The sequence below is a fragment of the Rufibacter soli genome (assembly GCF_054781795.1).
This window is the reverse complement of sequence record NZ_BAAGTS010000002.1, coordinates 1,332,413-1,351,570: the sequence shown is the minus strand read 5'-3', so window position 1 is coordinate 1,351,570 and position 19,158 is coordinate 1,332,413. Positions and strand designations below refer to the sequence as shown.

Here is a 19,158-nt window from a genome sequence, read left to right as displayed (position 1 = left end):
TCTTTTGCTCGCGCATGGCCATGCTCATAACAGTTGAAATCTCTACTTCATACATCATATTACTTTAAATAACAGCTTTTTACCTTTTTACAAATTAAAACACGAAAAAGTCCCTCAGATAAGCCGCGCCCTCACCCCTTGACATGTAATTATGATTATTTCCTTCTTTGACTGCCACTTTACCAGGTTTAGGTAGCATAGAATACTTACCAGTAAGTATTTTAATTGTTAGGCACTTGCCTCAATTTTGCCTATTAGTCTCAATCGCTTTCCTTGTTAAGTACTTATTAGTCATTCCTCTTTCTGCATGACTTCCTTTTACATTGGGTTGTCTCCTTTTTATAGCACCCACCTTCTACATTTTAACCCTGTCAAAAGATTTTGAACCCTACCGCACGTGTATGAAGAAACGACTACCCTTCCTCCTATTTTTATTCTTTCTACTTTCCTCGGCGCAGGCGCAACTGGTATTGCCCAAACAAGACTATTCCCTGCAATTCAACCAACAGTTTCTTCTGGCTCCAGTTAATGATCAATTAAAACTGGGCACTGCCTTCACCATGAGTTGCTGGGTGAATCCATCGGCTAGGGAACCGTATGCCATAGTCATGGGCAAACCGGCCCCTAACCGGGGGCAGGACCCATTCATGAGTTACACCATTGGCTGGAGCCAAAGCGGAGCCCGGTTAGAGTTTGTCCTTACTACAGGTGCGGCAGGCAGTTACCGGGCCGTCACGGCTCCTACAGATGCTCCTTTGAATGCCTGGACCCACGTGGCCGCCACCCTACAAAATGGAACCATGCGGCTTTTTATAAACGGACTGGAAGTGGGCTCTACTGCGAGCGCAGGCACTCCGCCCGTAAACCAGGTTCCGTTCACTATTGGCGGCGTTATAGACGGGGCTAATTATTGCTGCGGTATGAAAGGAAACCTCATGCAGGCCTCCGTGTGGAGCAAAGCACTTACGGCTGCTGAAATCAGTGCCCTGGCCCAAACCGGACCAGTTGCCAATGCCGCCGGTCTAGTCGCCTACTGGAAAATGGACGAAGGCAAAGGCCAAACGGTGGCAGACGCATCAGGGAACAACATTACTTTGCAATTGGGCACCACTGCCGCCCAAGATGCGCAAGACCCCATCTGGACCAGCAATTTCATCTTTAACCAAGGTCCCTTCTTCACCCTACATCAAAACTCACTAGCCATTCCTTATGGGTTAGTGGAAATTTTCCCCTTCACAAAGAACGCCTCCCAAAGCCCTTCCTTCTTAGGGGCTTCTATCCAATGGCCCCCCTCTCCCCCTCCCGGGGCTTTCAGGCCAATTGAATATTTGGCCATTGAGAACCACCAGGTAAAGGTAAAGACCGCCGAGATGCTTCCCGGAGCGCCCCAGATGGTACATGTGCGCCATTCCGCGCAGGGTGACTTTAACCGGGATGGCCGGAATGACGTAATCCTGATTGGGCATGGCACTGATGTGAACCCCTTTCCGGGGGAGCAAAGCCGCATCTTCATACAGCAGGCAGACGGCACCCTACGGGATGAAACCGCCACCCGCCTTCCGCTGGCCAATGATTTCACGCACCATGTTACCGTGGGTGACATTGACAAAGACGGAGACCTGGACCTATACTTCGCCAATATTGGCGGTGGCACCAATGGCCCCCGGTTTTTAATCAACAACGGGTCTGGGGTTTTCACGGCGCAGTCAAGCAGCTTACCCGCAGACATAGCCAACAAAAGCAAGGTGTACACCTCCAGTATTTTGGTAGATTTTGACCAGGACCAAGACTTGGACCTATACCTGGGTGCCGATGAACGTGCCGGGGAAAACCTGATTCTGTTTAACAACGGACAAGGCAAATTTGAGGTAACCGCCAAAAGTAAACTCAACAAGCTACCGGACAATACCTGGATTGGCGTTGGCGTGGCCGCCGCTGATTTTGATAACGACGGCGACATTGATCTGGTGAGCAACAATACCCGTGGCAACCCTTTCTACCAGGGAGCATCCCTGCAGCTGCTTTTAAATGATGGTACTGGCGGCTTTACGGATCAGTCTACCCTTCTGCCCGCCGTTTATTCCCAGAACACATCTACTCAGGATTGGGTGGTGTGGGTAGATACCGTAGACATCAATAAAGATGGTTGGGTGGACCTGATCACCAAGGGAAATAATAACAACAGTAAGCTTTTCATCAACCATGGTGGCTCTTTCCAGGACATGACTCATATTCTACCAGCCGGTTTCTCCGCCGGGGGTGGGTTCAGGGCCGGTGACTTTGACTTGGACGGTGACCAGGATATAATGGCCGTTGACTGGATGACTGGCTACGTACTGGAAAACATTAAACCCTACAGAAACTCTATTGCCCATATCACGGCTGCTGGCCAGACCAACTATTGCGCGGGAGCCACGGTGAGCACCGCCCTTTCTACTTTCTCTGCGGCTGGGTATACCTTCCAATGGCTCAAAAATGACCAACTTATTGCCGGGGCTACTTCAGCCTCCTATACCGCCACAGAGGCCGGTAGCTATAAGGTAATCAGCAAAAACGGGGAATATCCAGCCGTTACCTCTGCCCCTGTCACCATTCAGGTGTCAGCGGGAATAGCGGCTACCATTACCCAGGCCGGCAATAAACTGACCGCTTCTGAGGGAACAACCTATAAATGGTTTTTGAACGGGCAGGAGCTTTCTTTCACTACCCGCGAAATAGTGGCCACTACCGCCGGTAACTACCAGGTGCAAGTAACCCATGCCAGCGGGTGTTCTGTTTCACCGGTATTCGCCTATAGCAACCCCAATGGAATACAAGAGTTTTCAGAAGGACAGCTTCAACTTTTCCCTAACCCCAGCCACACTGAACGGGTTATCTTGTCTTCGGGCAACCGGTCCGCCTTCCTTGGGGCCCTGGTGCAGGTTGTAAATGTCCATGGTCAGGTGCTTTTCCAGACAATAGTAAAACAAGAAGAAACTACTTTAATTCTTCCTAAACCGCCTGGGCTCTACGTGGTAAAACTAACCAAAGGCTCCACTACCTATGTAGCTAAAGTGGTAAAGAACTAGCCACCAGGGAGAGTAAGTTTTTCTTTCCTGAACATTGTTCACCCAACCTATTCACCTTACCCCGTTTATGGCCTGTTTTTTAAAAAACAGGCCATAAACGGGGTTTCTTTTTGAAAGCCGGTTTGCACTAGCCAACCCATTTGCGGCATGGTGGCTGATAGAAGAAAATAAAGTGCGCAAGCCAAAAATGATTCCTCTTATAATAACTCCTTCCTGTTCTTTTGTACCTTTCCTCTACCGTTCCAACCTAAACCCTTTTATTTCCCTCCATGAAACCCTCTTCCCTTATGCTGGCCTTAGGTATTGCCGTTATCTGGTTAGCCACTCCTGCTTCGGCACAACCCAACATGGGCGCTGTAAACGCCGCCATAGGCCAGGCCCACATGCAGCAGATGATGCAAATGAACTTTAACGCCATGATGCAGATGAGCATGCGGCATAGAAGCGCTTCGCTGTCTAACCCCAGGAACCTTTACCAGATAATGTTCAAAGACAGTACCGTAAAGGAAACCCGAACCCAGATAAAATTTGACAAGGACAATAGAAGCTATATAGAAATTGAGGACGAAGCCGCAGAAAAAAACTCTCCTAACCGCCTCAAACGCATTTACCCCAGTGAAACCTACTCCATCAGGAGAAAAGGGCCCGGAGGCGCTTTGTCTACCGCTGGTCTCCCCGCCGACAGCTGCTGGTTGTTTAAATTAGTGGCCGGTGAAATAAACGGGTATTCCTTTCTACCGGCCCCTTATGAGGTGCACTCAGGGTACTTTAAATTTATCCAGAAAGGTAACGGTCCGCTTTTAAAAGCTGAAACCAAAGAACTGCTTCCGCTTCTGGAAGGCAACGAGAAAGCCTTGAAATTAGCCAGAAAAGAAAAACTGTATGATGCCCTCTTAACCTTTAACCGAGCCGTGGCTGGTTATTAAGGTCGGGATCAATTGTTCTTTCGTTTTGAGCCTGTTTTTCAAAAACAGGCTCAAAACGCAAAATAGAGATATATTTAATTTGGGGGTCTAAATTCTCGACCAGGACTTAGGTACAATACTAATTAGCTAAACTGCCTGAGCGTCTTTACCTCAAAACGTTTTTACTAGCTATTCAAGAATACACTTGGAAGGTGATTTGTTGTATGATTTCATCTCCTAAAAGGAAAGAAATTACGACAAGGAAAAGCATTCAGAAATTGAAGGTGATTTCAAAGGTTCACGTCCTGTGGAATACGAAAGTAAATCCCTTTTACCCTCATTAATGTCAAATGAAAAAACATTTACTTATTACCGCTTGCATTGCGACTTTCTTTAGCCTTCCATTTTATGCTTCGGCGCAGGTGGAAACTGTATTAGAAAAGGTACAAGCCCCTAATCTAGAAAAGTTTAAAATCCCAGATTTCAGGAATGATCATCTGAGTCAACTGGCCCTTCTTGCGTTCACGCCCGAACTATTTAAAACGCATTTCGCCAATACCCTCTCCTCAGCTAGACATGCGAAGAATTCCTACCTCATAGAGTTGCAGGACAAAACAGTGATTGGCACTACTTCCAAGATCTTCTTAGGAGAAAATAACAAATCCTTCATCACCTTTGAGGATGAGTCTGAGAGCAGGCATTCTCCGGCCAGGTTTAAGAGAATTTACCCTTCTGACACCAAATCAATAGCCCGAGTAGCCTCAGATGGGGCCATCTTAGTAGTAGGATTGCCGGTAGACGACAATTGGCTGTTCCCCGTGACCAAAGGAAGAATTAGTGGCTACGGATTTTTACCGGTGTTTGGATATCCTTCCAACAGCCATTACCATTACCTTCAGTTGGAAGGTGGACCCGTGAAAGTGTTTAGCCCCGAAACTGTGATTGAAATGGTAAAAACAGACCCTAAAGCCAGCAAACTAGCGGAAGCCCAGAAATACCATGAGGCTATTGTGCTTTTCAACAAACGGGCGGGCAAATAATACTGGTGCCTACTTGTCCAGTACAAGCCTAACGATCTTAAAGAAGCGCTATGCCGCCTCTTCTGTCAACTTTTCCGGTGGCGGTTTCTGGGAGACGCAGCAGATACCCAAATTGTTTAGGCTGTTCATATTTACCTAATAACTCGCTTAGTTTGCCTTTGATATTGGCCTCTTCCTCCTCCGTAAGCGGGCTACCTTCCAAAACCACTATCAGGCGTTCCCCCAGGGCTTCATCTGGCAAGGCGGCGGCAAAACACCGGCGGTGCATGCCAAAGCTATTAAGGGCGGTTTCCAGAGCGGCTTCTACCTTTTCCAGCTGCACTTTCACTCCCCCTGTATTGATGGTATTATCGGCGCGGCCCAGCCACCGGAAGGAATTGTTACCTAAAAGCTCCACCAGATCATTGGTGACCAGGGTTTCGCCGCCGGTTACTTCTGCGGCAATGGTGAGGCAGCCGCGTTCATCCAAACCTAAAGTAACCTCCGGCGGAGCCACGTAAAAGCTGGTTTTCTCAGGCCCGTTTAACCGCCTGACCGCCACATGGGAAATGGTTTCGGTCATGCCGTAGCTTTGGTAAACGGGCACCTTTAACTCCTGCACCATTTCCTCCAGCCGGCCCCCAATAGCGGCCCCGCCCAGTAAAACCGCCTTCATGGTGTTGAGCTTTTCTATTTGCTCAGGGGTTTGCTCCAAAATGGTCTGCAACTGCAGCGGTACCAATGACACGAAATCAAACTCCGCCTCTGGGTCTACCCCAGCCAGGGGGTTGCCAACCGGCTCTATAATGGTCATGTTCAGCTGGCCTACAAAGCCCCGCACCAACATCATCATGCCGGCAATGTATTCGGTATTCAGGCAAACCAGGACCTGGTCTTCACGCTTTAGGCCAAAAATGCGCAGGGTACGTTGGGCACTTGCCTCCATGCGGTCGCGTTTTAGCTCCATCATTTTGGCCGCTCCCGTACTGCCCGAGGTCTGCACCGGAAACTCCTGTACCCCCTGCAGCCAGTTTTTACAGAATTCCAGGGTTTTGGCCTCATAGCCGTTCAAAGGAATGCTTTCCCGGAACGAATAGTGCTGAATCTCATCTAAATAGAATTTCTTGCCGTTGAGGAGCAGGTGGTCCATAAGCGTATCAAATTGGGCGTATCAAGTACCAGGACAGCAATTTTGTGCTGGAGTTTCTATGACTATACGCAAAGAAACAGAAAGCTTTAAAAAGAAACGGAGCAGCCCTTGAGTTTTCACCCAGAACTGCTCCGCTTTTAAGCTATATTATATTACTGTCTCAAAAAATGTGAGACCTGAAACGTATAAATTGGTACAGATCACGGGAATTTAGGAAACTTAGAGAAGTCTGGTTTCCGCTTCTCCATAAAGGCGTTTTTGCCTTCTTTCGATTCATCTGACAGGTAGTATAGCAAGGTAGCGTCTCCGGCCAATTGCTGGATGCCAGACTGGCCGTCCAGTTCGGCGTTGAAAGAGGCTTTGAGCATGCGCAAAGCCAGCGGACTTTTCTCCAGAATTTTCTCGCACCATTCTACCGTGGTTTGCTCTAACTGCACCAACGGCACTACTTTGTTCACTAACCCCATCTGCAAGGCGTCCTGGGCGTCATACTGGTCACAGAGGTACCAGATCTCGCGGGCTTTCTTCTGCCCTACAACCCTGGCCAGGTAAGAAGCCCCGAAGCCTCCGTCAAAGGAACCTACTTTGGGGCCAGTTTGCCCAAAACGGGCGTTTTCAGCGGCAATGCTCAGGTCACACACCACATGCAGCACATGGCCACCGCCAATGGCCCAGCCGGCCACCATGGCAATCACCGGTTTAGGTATGCGACGGATCTGCATTTGCAGGTCCAGCACGTTCAAACGCGGAACGGTATCTTCGCCAACGTAGCCCCCGTGGCCGCGTACGCTTTGGTCACCGCCAGAACAGAAAGCCTTGCCGCCTTCGCCGGTAAGGATAATGGCACCAATCTCTGCGTTATCACGGCAGATATTCATGGCGTCAATCATTTCAGCTACTGTGCGGGGGGTAAAGGCGTTGTGCACATGCGGCCGGTTAATGCTGATCTTGGCTATACCATTATAAAATTGGAAAAGGATTTCCTGGTATTCTTTGAGAGTAGTCCAGTTATATCTGCTTTGCATGAACCTTTTGTTAGGGTAGAACAATGTGGGCATAAAGGTAAGGAGCCCTTACAAGATTCTGCAAAGGTAAGCGGTGAATTGGATCTACGGTTAAAAATCTTAGGGCATGGCGTGCCGGTTATTCTCGTTCAAGCGGCGCTCATTGGCTTCAAACCGGTGGTCAACGGAATAGTAGCCTGAGCCGCCAATAAAATAAAAAATCAAGGCGCATAAGGTGACCAAAGAGAGGATCAACTGGGTTTCATTGGAGAAAAAGCCCTGTCCCGGCGTAGAAAAGAAGACAGCGCCTACCAGAATAGGAATCTGGAACGCGATGGCGACCCGGGTGATAAGCCCAATGGCAATTAAGATACCGCCTACCAGGTGGGCAAAGGCCACATAGTGCGCCAACCCGAAAGCCACAAACCTGAACTGGCTGTTTTGCAGAATCTGGGCTAGACCAGAGGTATCAGAAATAAACATCAGGCCTTTGTACAGGATAAAAAGCCCTAGCAGGATTCGGCCGTAGTCATACAGCACTGGGTGATGCTTGTTCTGCCATGCATCAATTTTTTGTACCCATGTCATTTTCTAAACGCCGTTAGAGTAGCGTCTCCAAGATATTATACGTTGGCAGCCAATATCTTATACCTGAAATATCAGTTAATTTAACCCAGACAGCCCCTTTTCAGAAAGGCGATATCAGTTCTAATTTAACAAAAAAGGACTCTGGACTTAATGTGTAGGAAAAAACGGCCCTACAGCGGAAAGTAGGAATTGGTCCGCTGTCTTGGGTTCGTTTTGATTAGGGTAGATAAAGAAAGGTTTTTGCTTCGGAGGAAAGAAGGAAGAAGTTATCCTTTGCGCTTAGGGATCTTCAGGCGGCTAGACCTTAATGGTCTAATGGATGAGGATACTTTTGGTAGGTATTTTGGTCATTGGGTACCTTCCAGAAATCTGGAAGGGGTTGCTTACTATAAATTGCAAAAAAGGCCTTCTCTTAGGAATGGTGAAGGTTTCTGTCCAACACATGAGATTTTTTCATTTTATGTTCTTTTCTCTCATGAATGAAAAACCGGTGGTCAAAGGAATAAAAGCCAGAACCACCCACCGCATAGAATACCAGAAGTAACAGGGTGTAAACGGTTACCGCAAATGGCGAATAGATGGAATAAAGGTCGTGGGCCGGGGTAAAGAAGATCAGGGCAGAAAGCACAATAGGAATCTGAGCGATACTAGCCCACCGGGTATGCCACCCTACCATCATCATGGCTCCCCCAATCACGTGTACCAAGGCAATAAAATACGCCAGGTAAGTAGCCACAGAATATAGCCTGCTATCCAATAAAATTTGCACCAGCGGTGTAATATTAAATAGAAAGGAAGCGCCCTTGAACAAGAGAAAGCCCCCTAAGGCTATTCTGCCATAGTCATACAGCACCGGGTGGTGTTTGTGCTGCCATTTTTCTACTTTATTTGTAAATTTCATAATAGTAACGCCCTTTCACTGGCGTCTCCTACCTTATTTACGTCATATTTTATGTTAAGTAATCAAAGGATACGTTAATATTTTTAAAATACTTCAACCTCAAGTTCTACAGGCGGACTTGGGTTCGCACCTGCTGCCTGTAGTCTTCAAAAGCGGTAAAATTGGCACTACTGTCCGTTTCTATTTCCAGAAGTTGCGGGCCTGCCTGGGCATCAAAGAAGGTGGCCAGCGCCACTTCCAAGGAGGCCTGGTCTGTAGCCTTACCGTAATTAAATCCCATTTCCTGGGCAGTGGCCTGGGCGGTCTGCATTTGTTCCGTTTCAAAGAAAGGTCTCAGTTCTGGCTGTGACCGGGGGCCCTCTATCATCCTGAAAATGCCGCCGCCATGGTTATTGAGCACTAATATGCGCAGGTTCTGGGGCAGGTAATTATGCCAAAGGGCGTTGCGGTCATAGAGAAAGGCCATGTCGCCGGTTACCAACGTCACCAGTTTGTCTGTGCTGAGCGCCGCCCCTACAGCAGTACTAGTGCTGCCGTCAATGCCGCTGGTTCCCCGGTTGGCAAACACCTCCACATCCACCAGGTCAGCTACCCCTATCAGGTTGGCGTACCGCACACTCATACTATTGGCCAAGTGCAGCACACTGTTCGCTGGGAGTTTTCTAAGGGTCTGGTAACAGGCGGCAAATTCTGAAAACGAGCCGTTTTCCTGAAAACCGGTTAAAACGGCCCTACCCTGGTAGTCCAGCTCATGCCATGCTTGCGTAAAGGCTGGCGTTACGGCTAACAGCTCCTCTCCCTGGCGTAGTTGGAAGAAAAACGCCTCAGGAGTGGTTCTGATGATGCGGGTGAGGGCCTGAAACGTATCTGCAACCTGCCCGGCTGGTTGCACGTGCCAGTGCTGCAGGCCCGGTTGCTTACGCAAGAACAGCTTCAGGTTTTTGGAGATCAGCGATTTATGGAAGGTAATTAGCAGGTCTGGCCGCAGGGCTGCTTCTGAATGCAGGTGCTTGGCGCCCAGGAAAACATCATGGTATGAAATGCTATCTCCTGCTACTTGTTGGTTGCTGATAATATCAGTGACCATCACAGCGCCGGTAGCACGGCAAAAGGCGACCAATCTCTCCTGCAGCGCCTGGTCTTTTTTCCCCTGGCCAGGTACCACCAGCACCCGTTTGTATTTAGAGATTTCCTGGAGCAACGCATCCCAGAAATGGTCTGAGAACCCGTACCCCGAGGAAATCTCCTCAATAATCTTGACGTCTGGGTTATAGACGAACTCCTCCCCTGGCTCTGGGTAAAAAGGCTCCCGTAAGGGCACATTTACGTGCACGGGTCCTTCCGGGAAGGCCGTGGCCTCATTCAAGGCTTCATTGATCATTCTGGAGGCGTACCACTTCGCGTCTGCGTGGCTGGTATCTACCGGGAAATCAAGGCTACGCTTTACGTGGGCGGCGTAGATATGGGACTGCCGGATGGTCTGGCCGTCCAGTTGGTCAATCCATTCGGGGGGACGGTCTGCGGTAAGCACCAACAGCGGAATATTCTGGTAAAAGGCCTCAGCTACGGCGGGCGCATAGTTATAGGCGGCTGTGCCTGAGGTACAGACCAGCACCACCGGCCGGCCGGTCTGCTGCGCAATGCCCAACCCAATAAAGGCGGCGCTGCGCTCGTCTGGCACGGTTCGTACCCGCAGTTTTGGATGGCGGGCGAAGGCCAGGGTCAAAGGCGCGCACCGTGATCCTGGGGAGAGAACCACATCCTGTACCCCCTTGCGGGCGCAAATTTCGGCAATATCTATAACAGACTGTAAAATCATGATTCTGTGGCTTGGAAGAGACGGAGCACGGTTTGCATTTTGAGTTCGGTTTCCTGCCATTCTTTGGCCGGGTTGGAGTCTGGGGTCATGCCGGCCCCCGCATAAGCCGTCACCGTTTCTGGCCCTAGTTCCACGCACCGCAAGTTCACGTAAAGATTGGTTTCCTGGCCCAACTGCACTGGTCCCAGGTAGCCACTATAATAGCGGCGGTCATGGAGCTCTAGTTCCCCTATCATGTGCAACGCAGAGGCCTTGGGCATACCCCCCACCGCCGAGGTGGGGTGCAACAGCTCCAGCATCTGGGTGCCCAATTTAGGGAACCCCACTTCATCCATGGCGGCGCTGAAATCAGTGCGCAGGTGTAATAGGTTACCCGCCGCCATGGTCCGGGGACCCATCTCCACGTATTCGCGCAGGCGTAAATGCCGGAAACAACTCACTATATACCGTTGTACCAGGGCCTGTTCCTCTATTTCCTTCTGCCGCCAGATGGCATCGGCGGGCGTAAGGCCATCGGTGAGGGGTTGGGTGCCGGCCAGGGCCACGGTTTTAAAGACATGATGCCGGTCAATCTGCACCAACACCTCCGGCGAGGCGCCCAGCCAGGTACCTACCCCCGGAACAGCCACCAAAGAAACAAAGGCGTTGGGGTATAAGTGGGTAAGCTGGGTAAAGGCCGTCACCAGGTCAAAGCCCTCAAAGAGCGGCAGCGTTTTGGTTCTAGATAGCACCACTTTCTCCAGGCAACCAGCCTGCATGGCCTTTACCGCAGTGGCCACCGTTTGCTCAAAGGCATCGCGGGTAATGGCTTTGGGTAAGCCTTGCGGATGGCTGGGCCACGTTAATTCTTGTTTTAAGCCTGTTTTCTGAAAATCAGGCTTAAAACGCTCCGGCAACTTATTCTCCCCTAGTTCTACTTCACTGTCGGCTTTGCCGGAAAAATAAAGGTCGGCGGGAAGGAAGGTCACCCCAGCAGCCTCGGAGGCGGTGAAGGGACAGAACGCAAATCCCTTCTTTGGACCTTCCAGCGGCGGCAGCTTTGTTTCTGTTTTACTGGCTACCAGCACCTGCACCTCTTGGGTGAAGGGTAACCGCCAGAGGGCTACGGGCAGTTGGGCGGTAAGGGCCGCTGTAAACAAGGCATGGGCTGTTTCTACCGGTGAGGCAGCTAAAGTAACCGGCGGTGTAAATGATGAACTCTCCTGAGACATGTAGGTATAGAACGCAGACAGCAGACACGATATTTGGTGAGATGGGGTAAAACCGGGCCGGATTCATGACCGGCAAGGCCTATGCCCTGTCTAGAACGGCCATGGTAATCCGGCTAATGCAGACCAGGCCTCCAGATTCTGTGGTGATACGTATTTCCCAGACCTGGGTCTTGCGGCCCACGTGCACGGCCGTGGCTTTGCCGTACACATACCCGCTGCGCACTGCTTTTACATGGTTGGCATTGATCTCCAGGCCCACGCAGTATTGTTTGTCCAGGTCCAGGAACATGGTGGCCCCCACGCTGCCCAGGGTTTCGGCCAGGGCTACGGAGGCCCCCCCGTGCAAAAGGCCCAGAGGCTGGTGCGTGCGGTGGTCTACGGGCATACGGCCAATGAGGTAATCTTCGCCAATTTCTGTATACTCCATGCCCAGGTGCTCGCCTAACGTGTTCTTGTTCCAGGCGTTCAATTGTTCCAGGGTCACATCTGCGCGTCTTTTCATCCGTAGTTCTCGTAATTATGGCCTAACTTAGGGCCTGCAAATTAGCGTAAAATTGAGCCTCAAAAAAATATACCTTATCCGCCACGGCCAGACCGACCTTAACCTGCAGGGTATAGTGCAGGGAAGCGGGATTGACAGTTCCCTCAATGAAACCGGCCGCTGGCAAGCCCAAAAATTCTTCCAGGCTTACAAAGACATCGCGTTTGACAAGGTTTACACCTCCGTGCTGCAGCGGAGCATCCAGTCGGTGCAGGGCTTCCTTGACCTGGGGCTCCCGCATGAGCAGCACGCGGGTCTCAATGAGATCAGCTGGGGGAACCGGGAAGGCACGCGCATCACCCCTGAAGAAGACGCCTATTATTTTGAGGTGCTGCGGCGGTGGCAGGAAGGTGAGATAGACCTGCCCGTTGAGGGCGGCGAAAGCCCCGTGCAGGTAGCGGCCCGGCAGCGCCCCGTCATTGACCTCATTTTGTCAAGGCCAGAGGAGAAGACCATTCTTATCTGCATGCACGGCCGCGCCATGCGCATGCTCCTGGCCCAGCTGCTGCATTACCCACTCTCGCAGATGGATCAGTTTGTGCATGCCAATCTGTGCCTGTACCAGCTGCAATTCACAGGTTCTATGTTTTGGGTGGAGCGCTTTGCAGATGTTTCACACCTGGCGGAGGTAAACCGATGAAATTTACGTTTATAAGCCGTTTTTTTGAAAAAAGGGTAAAAACGTATTTCCCCCATATTTGTATTACACCAATTTTGCCTCTATTTTTGAGGTCTTAAAACCGAGCTAAAAAACTATGGCTGAAATCATCCGAATGCCCAAGATGAGCGACACTATGACCGAGGGGGTCATTGCCTCATGGTTAAAGAAAGTTGGTGATTCTGTAAAATCTGGGGACGTTCTTGCCGAAGTAGAGACCGACAAGGCCACTATGGAGTTGGAGTCTTATGAAGATGGCACCTTATTATATATTGGACCAAAGAACGGTGAATCTGTACCGGTAGATGGTGTGCTGGCCATTATTGGCAAAGAAGGCGAAGATATTTCTGGCCTGCTGGCCGAGGCTGGCGGAAGCGCCCCTGCCCCTGCAGAGGCGCCTAAAAAAGAAGAAGCCCCCGCCGCGCAACCTAAAACGGAAGAACCAGCCAAAGAAGCTGCCCCTGCCGCCCAACCTGCCGCCGCCGCTAACGTGAACGCCACTGTGGTGACCATGCCAAAGATGAGCGATACCATGCAGGAAGGCACCATAGTAGCCTGGCACAAAAAAGTAGGCGATAAAGTTAAAGCTGGTGACCTGCTGGCCGAGGTGGAAACCGACAAAGCCACCATGGAGCTGGAGTCTTATGAAGACGGTACCCTCCTTTACATTGGCGTGGAAGCCGGCGCCTCTGTGCAGGTTGATGGCGTTCTGGCCATTATTGGCGAAGCCGGCGCCGATTACAAAGCATTATTGAACGGTGGTAGCCAGGGCGGCGGAAATACTAACCCAGCCCAAGCCGGTTCCCAGGAACAAGCCACCCGTGTAGAAGAACATAAAACCGAAGCCCAGTCCCAGTCTGGCGACGGGGTAAACCAGGCCGCCGGTGCTCCGGTACCAGGCCAGGGTACCGCTCCTGCCGCCGGGTCAGAAAACCAGGGCCGCGTGTTGGCTTCACCCTTGGCCAAAAAAGTAGCCCAGGAGAAAGGCGTAAGCCTTTCCCAGGTCAAAGGATCTGGTGAGAATGGCCGCATTGTCCTGCGTGACGTGGAGAATTTCACTCCCTCTGCCGCCGCTCCAGCAGCGCAAGCCCCTAAAGCCGCTGCTCCCGCTGCCCAAGTTGCTGCTCCAGCCCAAACAGGCGAAGCCTTCACAGAGGTTCCGGTTACCCAGATGCGCAAGGTGATTGCCCGCCGCCTGTCAGAAAGCCTGTTCACCGCTCCGCACTTCTACCTCACCATGGAAATTGACATGGACAAAGCCATGGAAGCCCGCGTGGCCATGAACGAGATAGCCCCTGTGAAAGTGTCTTTCAATGACATGGTGATTAAAGCCAGCGCCGCTGCCCTTCGTAAGCACCCAGCCGTGAACTCTTCCTGGTTAGGTGACAAGATCCGTTATAACAACGTGGTGAACATTGGCGTGGCCGTAGCCGTGGAAGAAGGTCTGCTGGTACCGGTAGTCCGCAACGCTGACCAGAAATCCCTGTCTACCATCTCTGCCGAGGTGAAAGACTTAGGAGGTAAAGCCAAATCCAAGAAGCTCCAGCCTTCAGACTGGGAAGGAAGCACCTTCACCATCTCTAACCTGGGCATGTTCGGGATTGAGGAATTCACCGCCATCATTAACCCACCCGATGCCTGTATCCTGGCTGTGGGCGGTATCAAACAGACCCCAGTGGTGAAAAACGGACAGATTCAGATTGGCAACGTCATGAAAGTAACCCTTTCCTGCGATCACCGCGTGGTAGACGGCGCCGTAGGTTCTGCCTTCCTGCAGACCTTGAAAGCCTTCCTGGAGAACCCGGTAACCATGCTGGTGTGATCTAGTTAGCTTTTAGTAATTATTTGTTCGTTGTTTGAAACGAAGTTTACATAAGAAAGAGCCGGTGGAGAAATCCATCGGCTCTTTTGCGTTTTAAGCCCGTTTTTTCAAAAACAGCCCTAAACTATCTCTCCCCCTTTCTCTGGTTCAAGTTTCAAACTTGTACCTTCCATAGCGGGAAGTTTCCAACTTCCCTGAGGCGCCAACCTCATCCCGTGCTTTCCATTCCCATTGCAGGTGGTAAGGGGAAGATGTCTGAATCCAGATCAACTCAAAACTCAGAGCAGCTGTTTACAGCCCGTTTTCACGAAAACAGCCTCAAAACAGGACCCATTTAAAACAGCAAAGCCGCTCCTGAAAACAGGAGCGGCTTTGCATATAGCACCTTACAGAATTAGTAATGGTAACGCACGAAGGCCTCCATGGCCTCGTAATCGGCCAGGCCGAGGCGGTCATAGTGGCGGGCGGTCTCGCGGTTGCGTTCCTGGGCGCGCACCCAGAACTCGCGCTCGTCGTCGCCGGGGAACACGGGGCGGTCTTTCTGACTCTGGTGCTTGAAGATGGCGTTCCTCTTGCGTTCCACCTCCAGGGGCGAGAGCGGCACGGCCATCTCAATCTCGTGGGCGGCGAACTCGTGCCAGGCGCCGCGGTACATCCACAGCCAGCAATCCTCTACCCAGCCCTCGCCGGCGTCCCGCAGCCTCCGCAGGGCCTCCAGGATGATGTTGAAGCAGACAATGTGCGTGCCGTGCGGGTCCTCGAAGTCTCCGGCGGCGAACACTTGGTGGGGCTTCACCTGACGCAGCAGGTCCATGGTCAATTGGATATCCAGGTCAGAGACGGCGTTCTTGCGGGTCTTGCCTGTCTCATAGAACGGCAACGCTTGGAAGTGGATATGGTCATCAGAAAGACCGGCGTAGCGCGCGCCTGCAATGGCCTCGCTCTTACGGATGAAGGCCTTCACGTTCTGGATCTCGGGGGTGTCCACCTGGTTGGGCTGCTTCTGCTCAATGAACCGGCGCATGTCCTCATAGATGGCCTTCAAGCGGCTGTTCTCGTCGCCTATGCTGCCGTTGAAGTCAATGGCGAACTCCATGTAGCGCAGCACGTCGTCGTCCCACACGGCGGTGTTGCCAGAAGTCTGGTAGGCCACGTGCACGTCATGTCCTTGGTCCACCAGCCTGATGAAGGTACCACCCATGGAGATCACGTCGTCGTCGGGGTGCGGCGAGAAGATGATGGCGCGCTTCTGGGCCGGGTTGGCGCGCTCCGGGCGGTCGGTGTCGTCGGCGTGGGGCTTTCCGCCGGGCCAGCCGGTGATGGTGTGCTGCAGCTTGTTGAAGACGTCAATGTTGATGTTGTAGGCCGGGCCGCGGTCCACGGCCAGCTGGGCCATACCGTGGGTGTTGTAGTCCTCGTCGGTGAGCTTGAGGATAGGTTTCTTCACCTTGTTGGACAGCCAGATGACCGCCTTCTTGGTAAGGGACTCGTCCCAGGCGCAGTCGCGGGTAAGCCAAGGGGTATCAAAGCGGGTGAGCGCCGAGGCCGCGTCCTGGTCCAGCACGAACTCCACGTTGTCTGAGAGCTGCAGGTAGGTGGCCGGCACCTCAGAGGAGATCTCCCCTTCCACGGCCTTCTTGATGATGGAGGCCTTCTTGCCGTTCCAGGCCATCAAAATGATCTCGCGGGCCTTGAAGATGGTCCCGATACCCATGGTGATGGCCTTGGTGGGCACGTTCTCCTTGCCCCCGAAATCACGGGAGGCGTCGCGGCGGGTCAGGTCATCCAGGGTCACCAGCCGGGTACCAGAGTTGGGCGCCGAGCCGGGCTCGTTGAAGCCGATGTGGCCTGTCCGGCCAATGCCCAGCACCTGCAGGTCCAGCCCGCCCAGCTCCTCTATCTTGCGCTCGTAAGCCAGGCAGAAGGCCGGGATCTCCTCCAGCGGCAGTGTGCCGTCCGGGATGTTGACGTTCTTCTTGTCTATGTCAATGTGGTCGAACAGGTTCTCGTTCATGAACGTGACGTAGCTCTGCGGGGCCGTGGGCTGCATGGGGTAGTACTCGTCCAGGTTGAAGGTGACCACGTCCTTGAAGCTCAGCCCTTCCTCCCGGTACATGCGCACCAGCTCGGCGTACACGCCCACCGGCGTGGCCCCAGTGGCCAGCCCCAGCACCGTCTTCTCGCCGTTCTGCTGCTTTCTTTTGATTAGGTCTGAGATGCGGCGGGCCACCGTGCGGGAGGCCTCGTGCTGGTCTGGGTAAACGGTAACAGGAAGTTTTTCGAAACGCGTTTCTTCAAGGAGATTTAAACGACTCATAGTAGGGTTAGCTAGTTATACCTTGTATGGAAACAGCAAAGGTATAAAGACCCGGCAAAGCGCAAATTTTAAAATAAAAAACTTTTTTATTTTTTTTATAAAGTCCTGAAGAAGCTCAGAATTTTATCGGTTTTAGCCTGTTTTATAGAATTTCAGCCCAGTTACCCGTATTTCCACAGTAGGTTATTGCCATAAATTATCCGCCTTTTCTTTGGCTTCAATACATCGAACAAAGGCACCAGTAAGGAATCATTTCTAGTAAATTTTGAGTTGGCGCCCTGATCACATCTGCTTCTTTAACCTAAACCTCAGAGTGTGCGTTTTAGGCACGTTTTCTCGAAAACAGGCCTAAAACAGAATAGTCTTAGAATTCCACTAGGCAGAAATAACCTGTTACCATATGGGCTTTCAAAGGCTGAACCGGATGGGAAATGCCGGAAACGGCAGGCTTGGGCCAAGTCTTCGGCATTTACGTAAGTTTGTTGTACTTTCGCGGCCCAAAGGGTAGAAAGAACGTCTAACCTATTTAGAGAGGAAGATTATGACCAAAATACGCTCTACCACCGTGTTAGGTGTGTACCATAATGGAGAAGTTGCCCTTGGGGCCGATGGACAGGCAACCATGGATAAATACATTGCCAAAAGCAACGTAAAGAAAATCCGGAAGCTGCAGGACGGGAAGATCATTACCGGTTTTGCCGGCTCCACCGCCGATGCCTTCACGCTACTGGAACGCTTTGAGGAGAAATTGAACGCCTACGGCAACAACATGAAGCGGGCGGCCATTGAATTAGCCAAAGACTGGCGCAAAGACCAATACCTGCGTAAGCTGGAAGCCATGATGGTGGTGGCTAATAAAGAGGAGCTGCTCATCATCTCTGGTACCGGCGATGTGCTTGAACCCGACCATCAAATTGCCGCCATTGGCTCTGGTAGCACTTATGCCCAATCTGCGGCCCTGGCTCTCAAGAAACACGCCCCTCACCTTACTGCCGAGGAAATGGTGCGCGAGGCCTTGACCATTGCGGCAGATATCTGCATTTATACCAACCATAATTTCATCATAGAAAAGCCGAACTAACCCCGTTTTTTAGGGGTTAAAGCCCAGGAATATCTTTTACCAAAGGATTCCGTTTTAACAACCGTAATCACATCCATTTAAATAACCATTGCAAAGCATGAAGGTAACGCAGTTCCTGAAAGACCATTACAAGCATTTTAACGCTGCCGCTCTGGTAGATGCCGCTGAAGCCTATAAAGTACACTTGAATGATGGCGGAAAGATGATGATCACCCTGGCCGGTGCCATGAGTACCGCTGAGCTGGGCATTATCCTCGCCGAGATGATCAGAGAAGACAAGGTGCAGGCCATTACCTGTACCGGCGCCAACCTGGAGGAAGATATCTTCAACCTGGTGGCCCATGACTTCTATGAGCGCATTCCTAACTACCGTGACCTTACCCCGCAAGATGAGCAGGACCTCCTGGGCCGCCACCTGAACCGGGTAACCGACACCTGTATTCCCGAAGAGGAGGCCATGCGCCGCCTGGAGCACGTGGTGTTGAAATACTGGCAGAAAGCAGACCAAGCCGGAGAGGCCTATTTCCCGCACCAGTTCTTCTATCAGATCCTGAACTCTGGCGAGTTGGAGCAGTTTTACCAGATTGACCCCAAGCATAGCTGGATGCTGGAAGCGGCTAAGAAAAACCTGCCTATCTTCGTTCCGGGCTGGGAAGATTCTACCCTGGGCAACATTTTCACGGGGCACGTGATCAGCGGCGACGTGAAGAACGTGCACACCGTGCGCACCGGTATTGAATACATGATGGAATTGGCTGAATGGTACACTGCCACTGCCAAAGATGAGTCCACTATTGGGTTCTTCCAGATTGGCGGCGGTATTGCCGGTGATTTTCCTATCTGCGTGGTACCTATGTTGCACCAGGATTTGCAACGCACCGGGGTTCCGCTGTGGGGCTATTTCTGCCAGATCTCAGATTCTACCACTAGCTACGGTTCCTATTCAGGGGCAGTGCCGAATGAGAAAATCACGTGGGGTAAGTTGGGCATTAACACGCCAAAGTACGTGATTGAGTCAGACGCTACCATTGTGGCCCCGTTGATCTTCGCCATAGTGCTGGATAAATAGGGAAT

Annotated in this window: 15 protein-coding genes; 7 read left to right on the top strand and 8 right to left on the bottom strand. The window is 51.6% G+C overall.

The window, feature by feature from the left end; translation table 11 throughout:
* The first annotated feature begins 401 nt into the window (after nucleotides 1–401).
* The 3 genes from ACYVJQ_RS07515 (at nucleotide 402) to ACYVJQ_RS07505 (ending at nucleotide 5,013) form a co-directional block, all read left to right on the top strand.
* Nucleotides 402–3,068, top strand: coding sequence for an FG-GAP-like repeat-containing protein (locus tag ACYVJQ_RS07515; protein ID WP_460892458.1), 2,667 nt, complete (start codon nucleotides 402–404; stop codon nucleotides 3,066–3,068).
* 269 nt (nucleotides 3,069–3,337) lie between these two features.
* The gene (locus ACYVJQ_RS07510; RefSeq protein WP_460892457.1) at nucleotides 3,338–3,994 is read left to right on the top strand and encodes a hypothetical protein; all 657 of its coding nucleotides are present in this window, start codon (nucleotides 3,338–3,340) and stop codon (nucleotides 3,992–3,994) included.
* A gap of 329 nt (nucleotides 3,995–4,323) precedes the next feature.
* The gene (locus ACYVJQ_RS07505; protein WP_460892456.1) at nucleotides 4,324–5,013 is read left to right on the top strand and encodes a hypothetical protein; all 690 of its coding nucleotides are present in this window, start codon (nucleotides 4,324–4,326) and stop codon (nucleotides 5,011–5,013) included.
* A 37-nt stretch (nucleotides 5,014–5,050) separates the two neighbouring features.
* Here ACYVJQ_RS07505 and ACYVJQ_RS07500 read toward each other — a convergent pair whose 3' ends face one another.
* The 7 genes from ACYVJQ_RS07500 to ACYVJQ_RS07470 form a co-directional block, all read right to left on the bottom strand.
* Nucleotides 5,051–6,142, bottom strand: a complete 1,092-nt coding sequence (locus ACYVJQ_RS07500) for an AMP-binding protein (protein ID WP_460892455.1) — start codon at nucleotides 6,140–6,142, stop codon at nucleotides 5,051–5,053.
* Between the two features lie 200 nt (nucleotides 6,143–6,342).
* Nucleotides 6,343–7,167 (bottom strand): 1,4-dihydroxy-2-naphthoyl-CoA synthase, encoded by an 825-nt coding sequence (gene menB, locus ACYVJQ_RS07495; protein ID WP_460892454.1) that lies wholly within the window; start codon nucleotides 7,165–7,167, stop codon nucleotides 6,343–6,345.
* A gap of 99 nt (nucleotides 7,168–7,266) precedes the next feature.
* Nucleotides 7,267–7,734 (bottom strand): DoxX family protein, encoded by a 468-nt coding sequence (locus ACYVJQ_RS07490; protein ID WP_460892453.1) that lies wholly within the window; start codon nucleotides 7,732–7,734, stop codon nucleotides 7,267–7,269.
* A gap of 412 nt (nucleotides 7,735–8,146) precedes the next feature.
* Nucleotides 8,147–8,635: a DoxX family protein gene (locus ACYVJQ_RS07485; protein ID WP_460892452.1), complete on the bottom strand. Its 489-nt coding sequence runs from the start codon at nucleotides 8,633–8,635 to the stop codon at nucleotides 8,147–8,149.
* A gap of 106 nt (nucleotides 8,636–8,741) precedes the next feature.
* Nucleotides 8,742–10,454: a 2-succinyl-5-enolpyruvyl-6-hydroxy-3-cyclohexene-1-carboxylic-acid synthase gene (gene menD / locus ACYVJQ_RS07480; RefSeq protein ID WP_460892451.1), complete on the bottom strand. Its 1,713-nt coding sequence runs from the start codon at nucleotides 10,452–10,454 to the stop codon at nucleotides 8,742–8,744.
* On the bottom strand, nucleotides 10,451–11,665 hold the full coding sequence (locus ACYVJQ_RS07475; RefSeq protein ID WP_460892450.1) for a chorismate-binding protein: 1,215 nt from the start codon (nucleotides 11,663–11,665) through the stop codon (nucleotides 10,451–10,453). The genes menD and ACYVJQ_RS07475 overlap by 4 nt, the downstream gene beginning before the upstream one ends.
* 79 nt (nucleotides 11,666–11,744) lie before the next feature.
* Nucleotides 11,745–12,167, bottom strand: coding sequence for a hotdog fold thioesterase (locus tag ACYVJQ_RS07470; RefSeq protein ID WP_460892449.1), 423 nt, complete (start codon nucleotides 12,165–12,167; stop codon nucleotides 11,745–11,747).
* Between the two features lie 52 nt (nucleotides 12,168–12,219).
* Here ACYVJQ_RS07470 and ACYVJQ_RS07465 point away from each other — a divergent pair, with 52 nt between their 5' ends.
* Together ACYVJQ_RS07465 and ACYVJQ_RS07460 are read left to right on the top strand one after the other, a co-directional pair.
* On the top strand, nucleotides 12,220–12,846 hold the full coding sequence (locus ACYVJQ_RS07465) for a histidine phosphatase family protein (RefSeq protein ID WP_460892448.1): 627 nt from the start codon (nucleotides 12,220–12,222) through the stop codon (nucleotides 12,844–12,846).
* Nucleotides 12,847–12,961: 115 nt separating this feature from the next.
* Complete coding sequence (locus ACYVJQ_RS07460; RefSeq protein WP_460892447.1) at nucleotides 12,962–14,686, top strand: pyruvate dehydrogenase complex dihydrolipoamide acetyltransferase; 1,725 nt, start codon at nucleotides 12,962–12,964, stop codon at nucleotides 14,684–14,686.
* A 394-nt stretch (nucleotides 14,687–15,080) separates the two neighbouring features.
* Here the strand turns inward: ACYVJQ_RS07460 and nagB are convergent, their stop codons facing one another.
* Nucleotides 15,081–17,003, bottom strand: coding sequence for a glucosamine-6-phosphate deaminase (gene nagB / locus ACYVJQ_RS07455; RefSeq protein WP_460892446.1), 1,923 nt, complete (start codon nucleotides 17,001–17,003; stop codon nucleotides 15,081–15,083).
* A gap of 541 nt (nucleotides 17,004–17,544) precedes the next feature.
* On the opposite strand from nagB, the gene hslV reads away from it, so the two are divergent.
* Complete coding sequence (gene hslV / locus ACYVJQ_RS07450) at nucleotides 17,545–18,084, top strand: ATP-dependent protease subunit HslV (protein WP_460892445.1); 540 nt, start codon at nucleotides 17,545–17,547, stop codon at nucleotides 18,082–18,084.
* Between the two features lie 97 nt (nucleotides 18,085–18,181).
* Nucleotides 18,182–19,153: a deoxyhypusine synthase family protein gene (locus tag ACYVJQ_RS07445; RefSeq protein ID WP_460892444.1), complete on the top strand. Its 972-nt coding sequence runs from the start codon at nucleotides 18,182–18,184 to the stop codon at nucleotides 19,151–19,153.
* Nucleotides 19,154–19,158 lie beyond the last annotated feature (5 nt).

Coding starts and splice junctions, on each gene's coding strand:
- ACYVJQ_RS07485 (WP_460892452.1), bottom strand. CDS start 8,635: ATGAAATTTACAAATAAAGTAGAAAAATGGCAGCACAAACACCACCCG.
- ACYVJQ_RS07470 (WP_460892449.1), bottom strand. CDS start 12,167: ATGAAAAGACGCGCAGATGTGACCCTGGAACAATTGAACGCCTGGAAC.
- ACYVJQ_RS07505 (WP_460892456.1), top strand. CDS start 4,324: ATGAAAAAACATTTACTTATTACCGCTTGCATTGCGACTTTCTTTAGC.
- ACYVJQ_RS07510 (WP_460892457.1), top strand. CDS start 3,338: ATGAAACCCTCTTCCCTTATGCTGGCCTTAGGTATTGCCGTTATCTGG.
- ACYVJQ_RS07490 (WP_460892453.1), bottom strand. CDS start 7,734: ATGACATGGGTACAAAAAATTGATGCATGGCAGAACAAGCATCACCCA.
- ACYVJQ_RS07500 (WP_460892455.1), bottom strand. CDS start 6,142: ATGGACCACCTGCTCCTCAACGGCAAGAAATTCTATTTAGATGAGATT.
- ACYVJQ_RS07515 (WP_460892458.1), top strand. CDS start 402: ATGAAGAAACGACTACCCTTCCTCCTATTTTTATTCTTTCTACTTTCC.
- hslV (WP_460892445.1), top strand. CDS start 17,545: ATGACCAAAATACGCTCTACCACCGTGTTAGGTGTGTACCATAATGGA.
- ACYVJQ_RS07445 (WP_460892444.1), top strand. CDS start 18,182: ATGAAGGTAACGCAGTTCCTGAAAGACCATTACAAGCATTTTAACGCT.
- menD (WP_460892451.1), bottom strand. CDS start 10,454: ATGATTTTACAGTCTGTTATAGATATTGCCGAAATTTGCGCCCGCAAG.
- ACYVJQ_RS07460 (WP_460892447.1), top strand. CDS start 12,962: ATGGCTGAAATCATCCGAATGCCCAAGATGAGCGACACTATGACCGAG.
- ACYVJQ_RS07475 (WP_460892450.1), bottom strand. CDS start 11,665: ATGTCTCAGGAGAGTTCATCATTTACACCGCCGGTTACTTTAGCTGCC.
- nagB (WP_460892446.1), bottom strand. CDS start 17,003: ATGAGTCGTTTAAATCTCCTTGAAGAAACGCGTTTCGAAAAACTTCCT.
- menB (WP_460892454.1), bottom strand. CDS start 7,167: ATGCAAAGCAGATATAACTGGACTACTCTCAAAGAATACCAGGAAATC.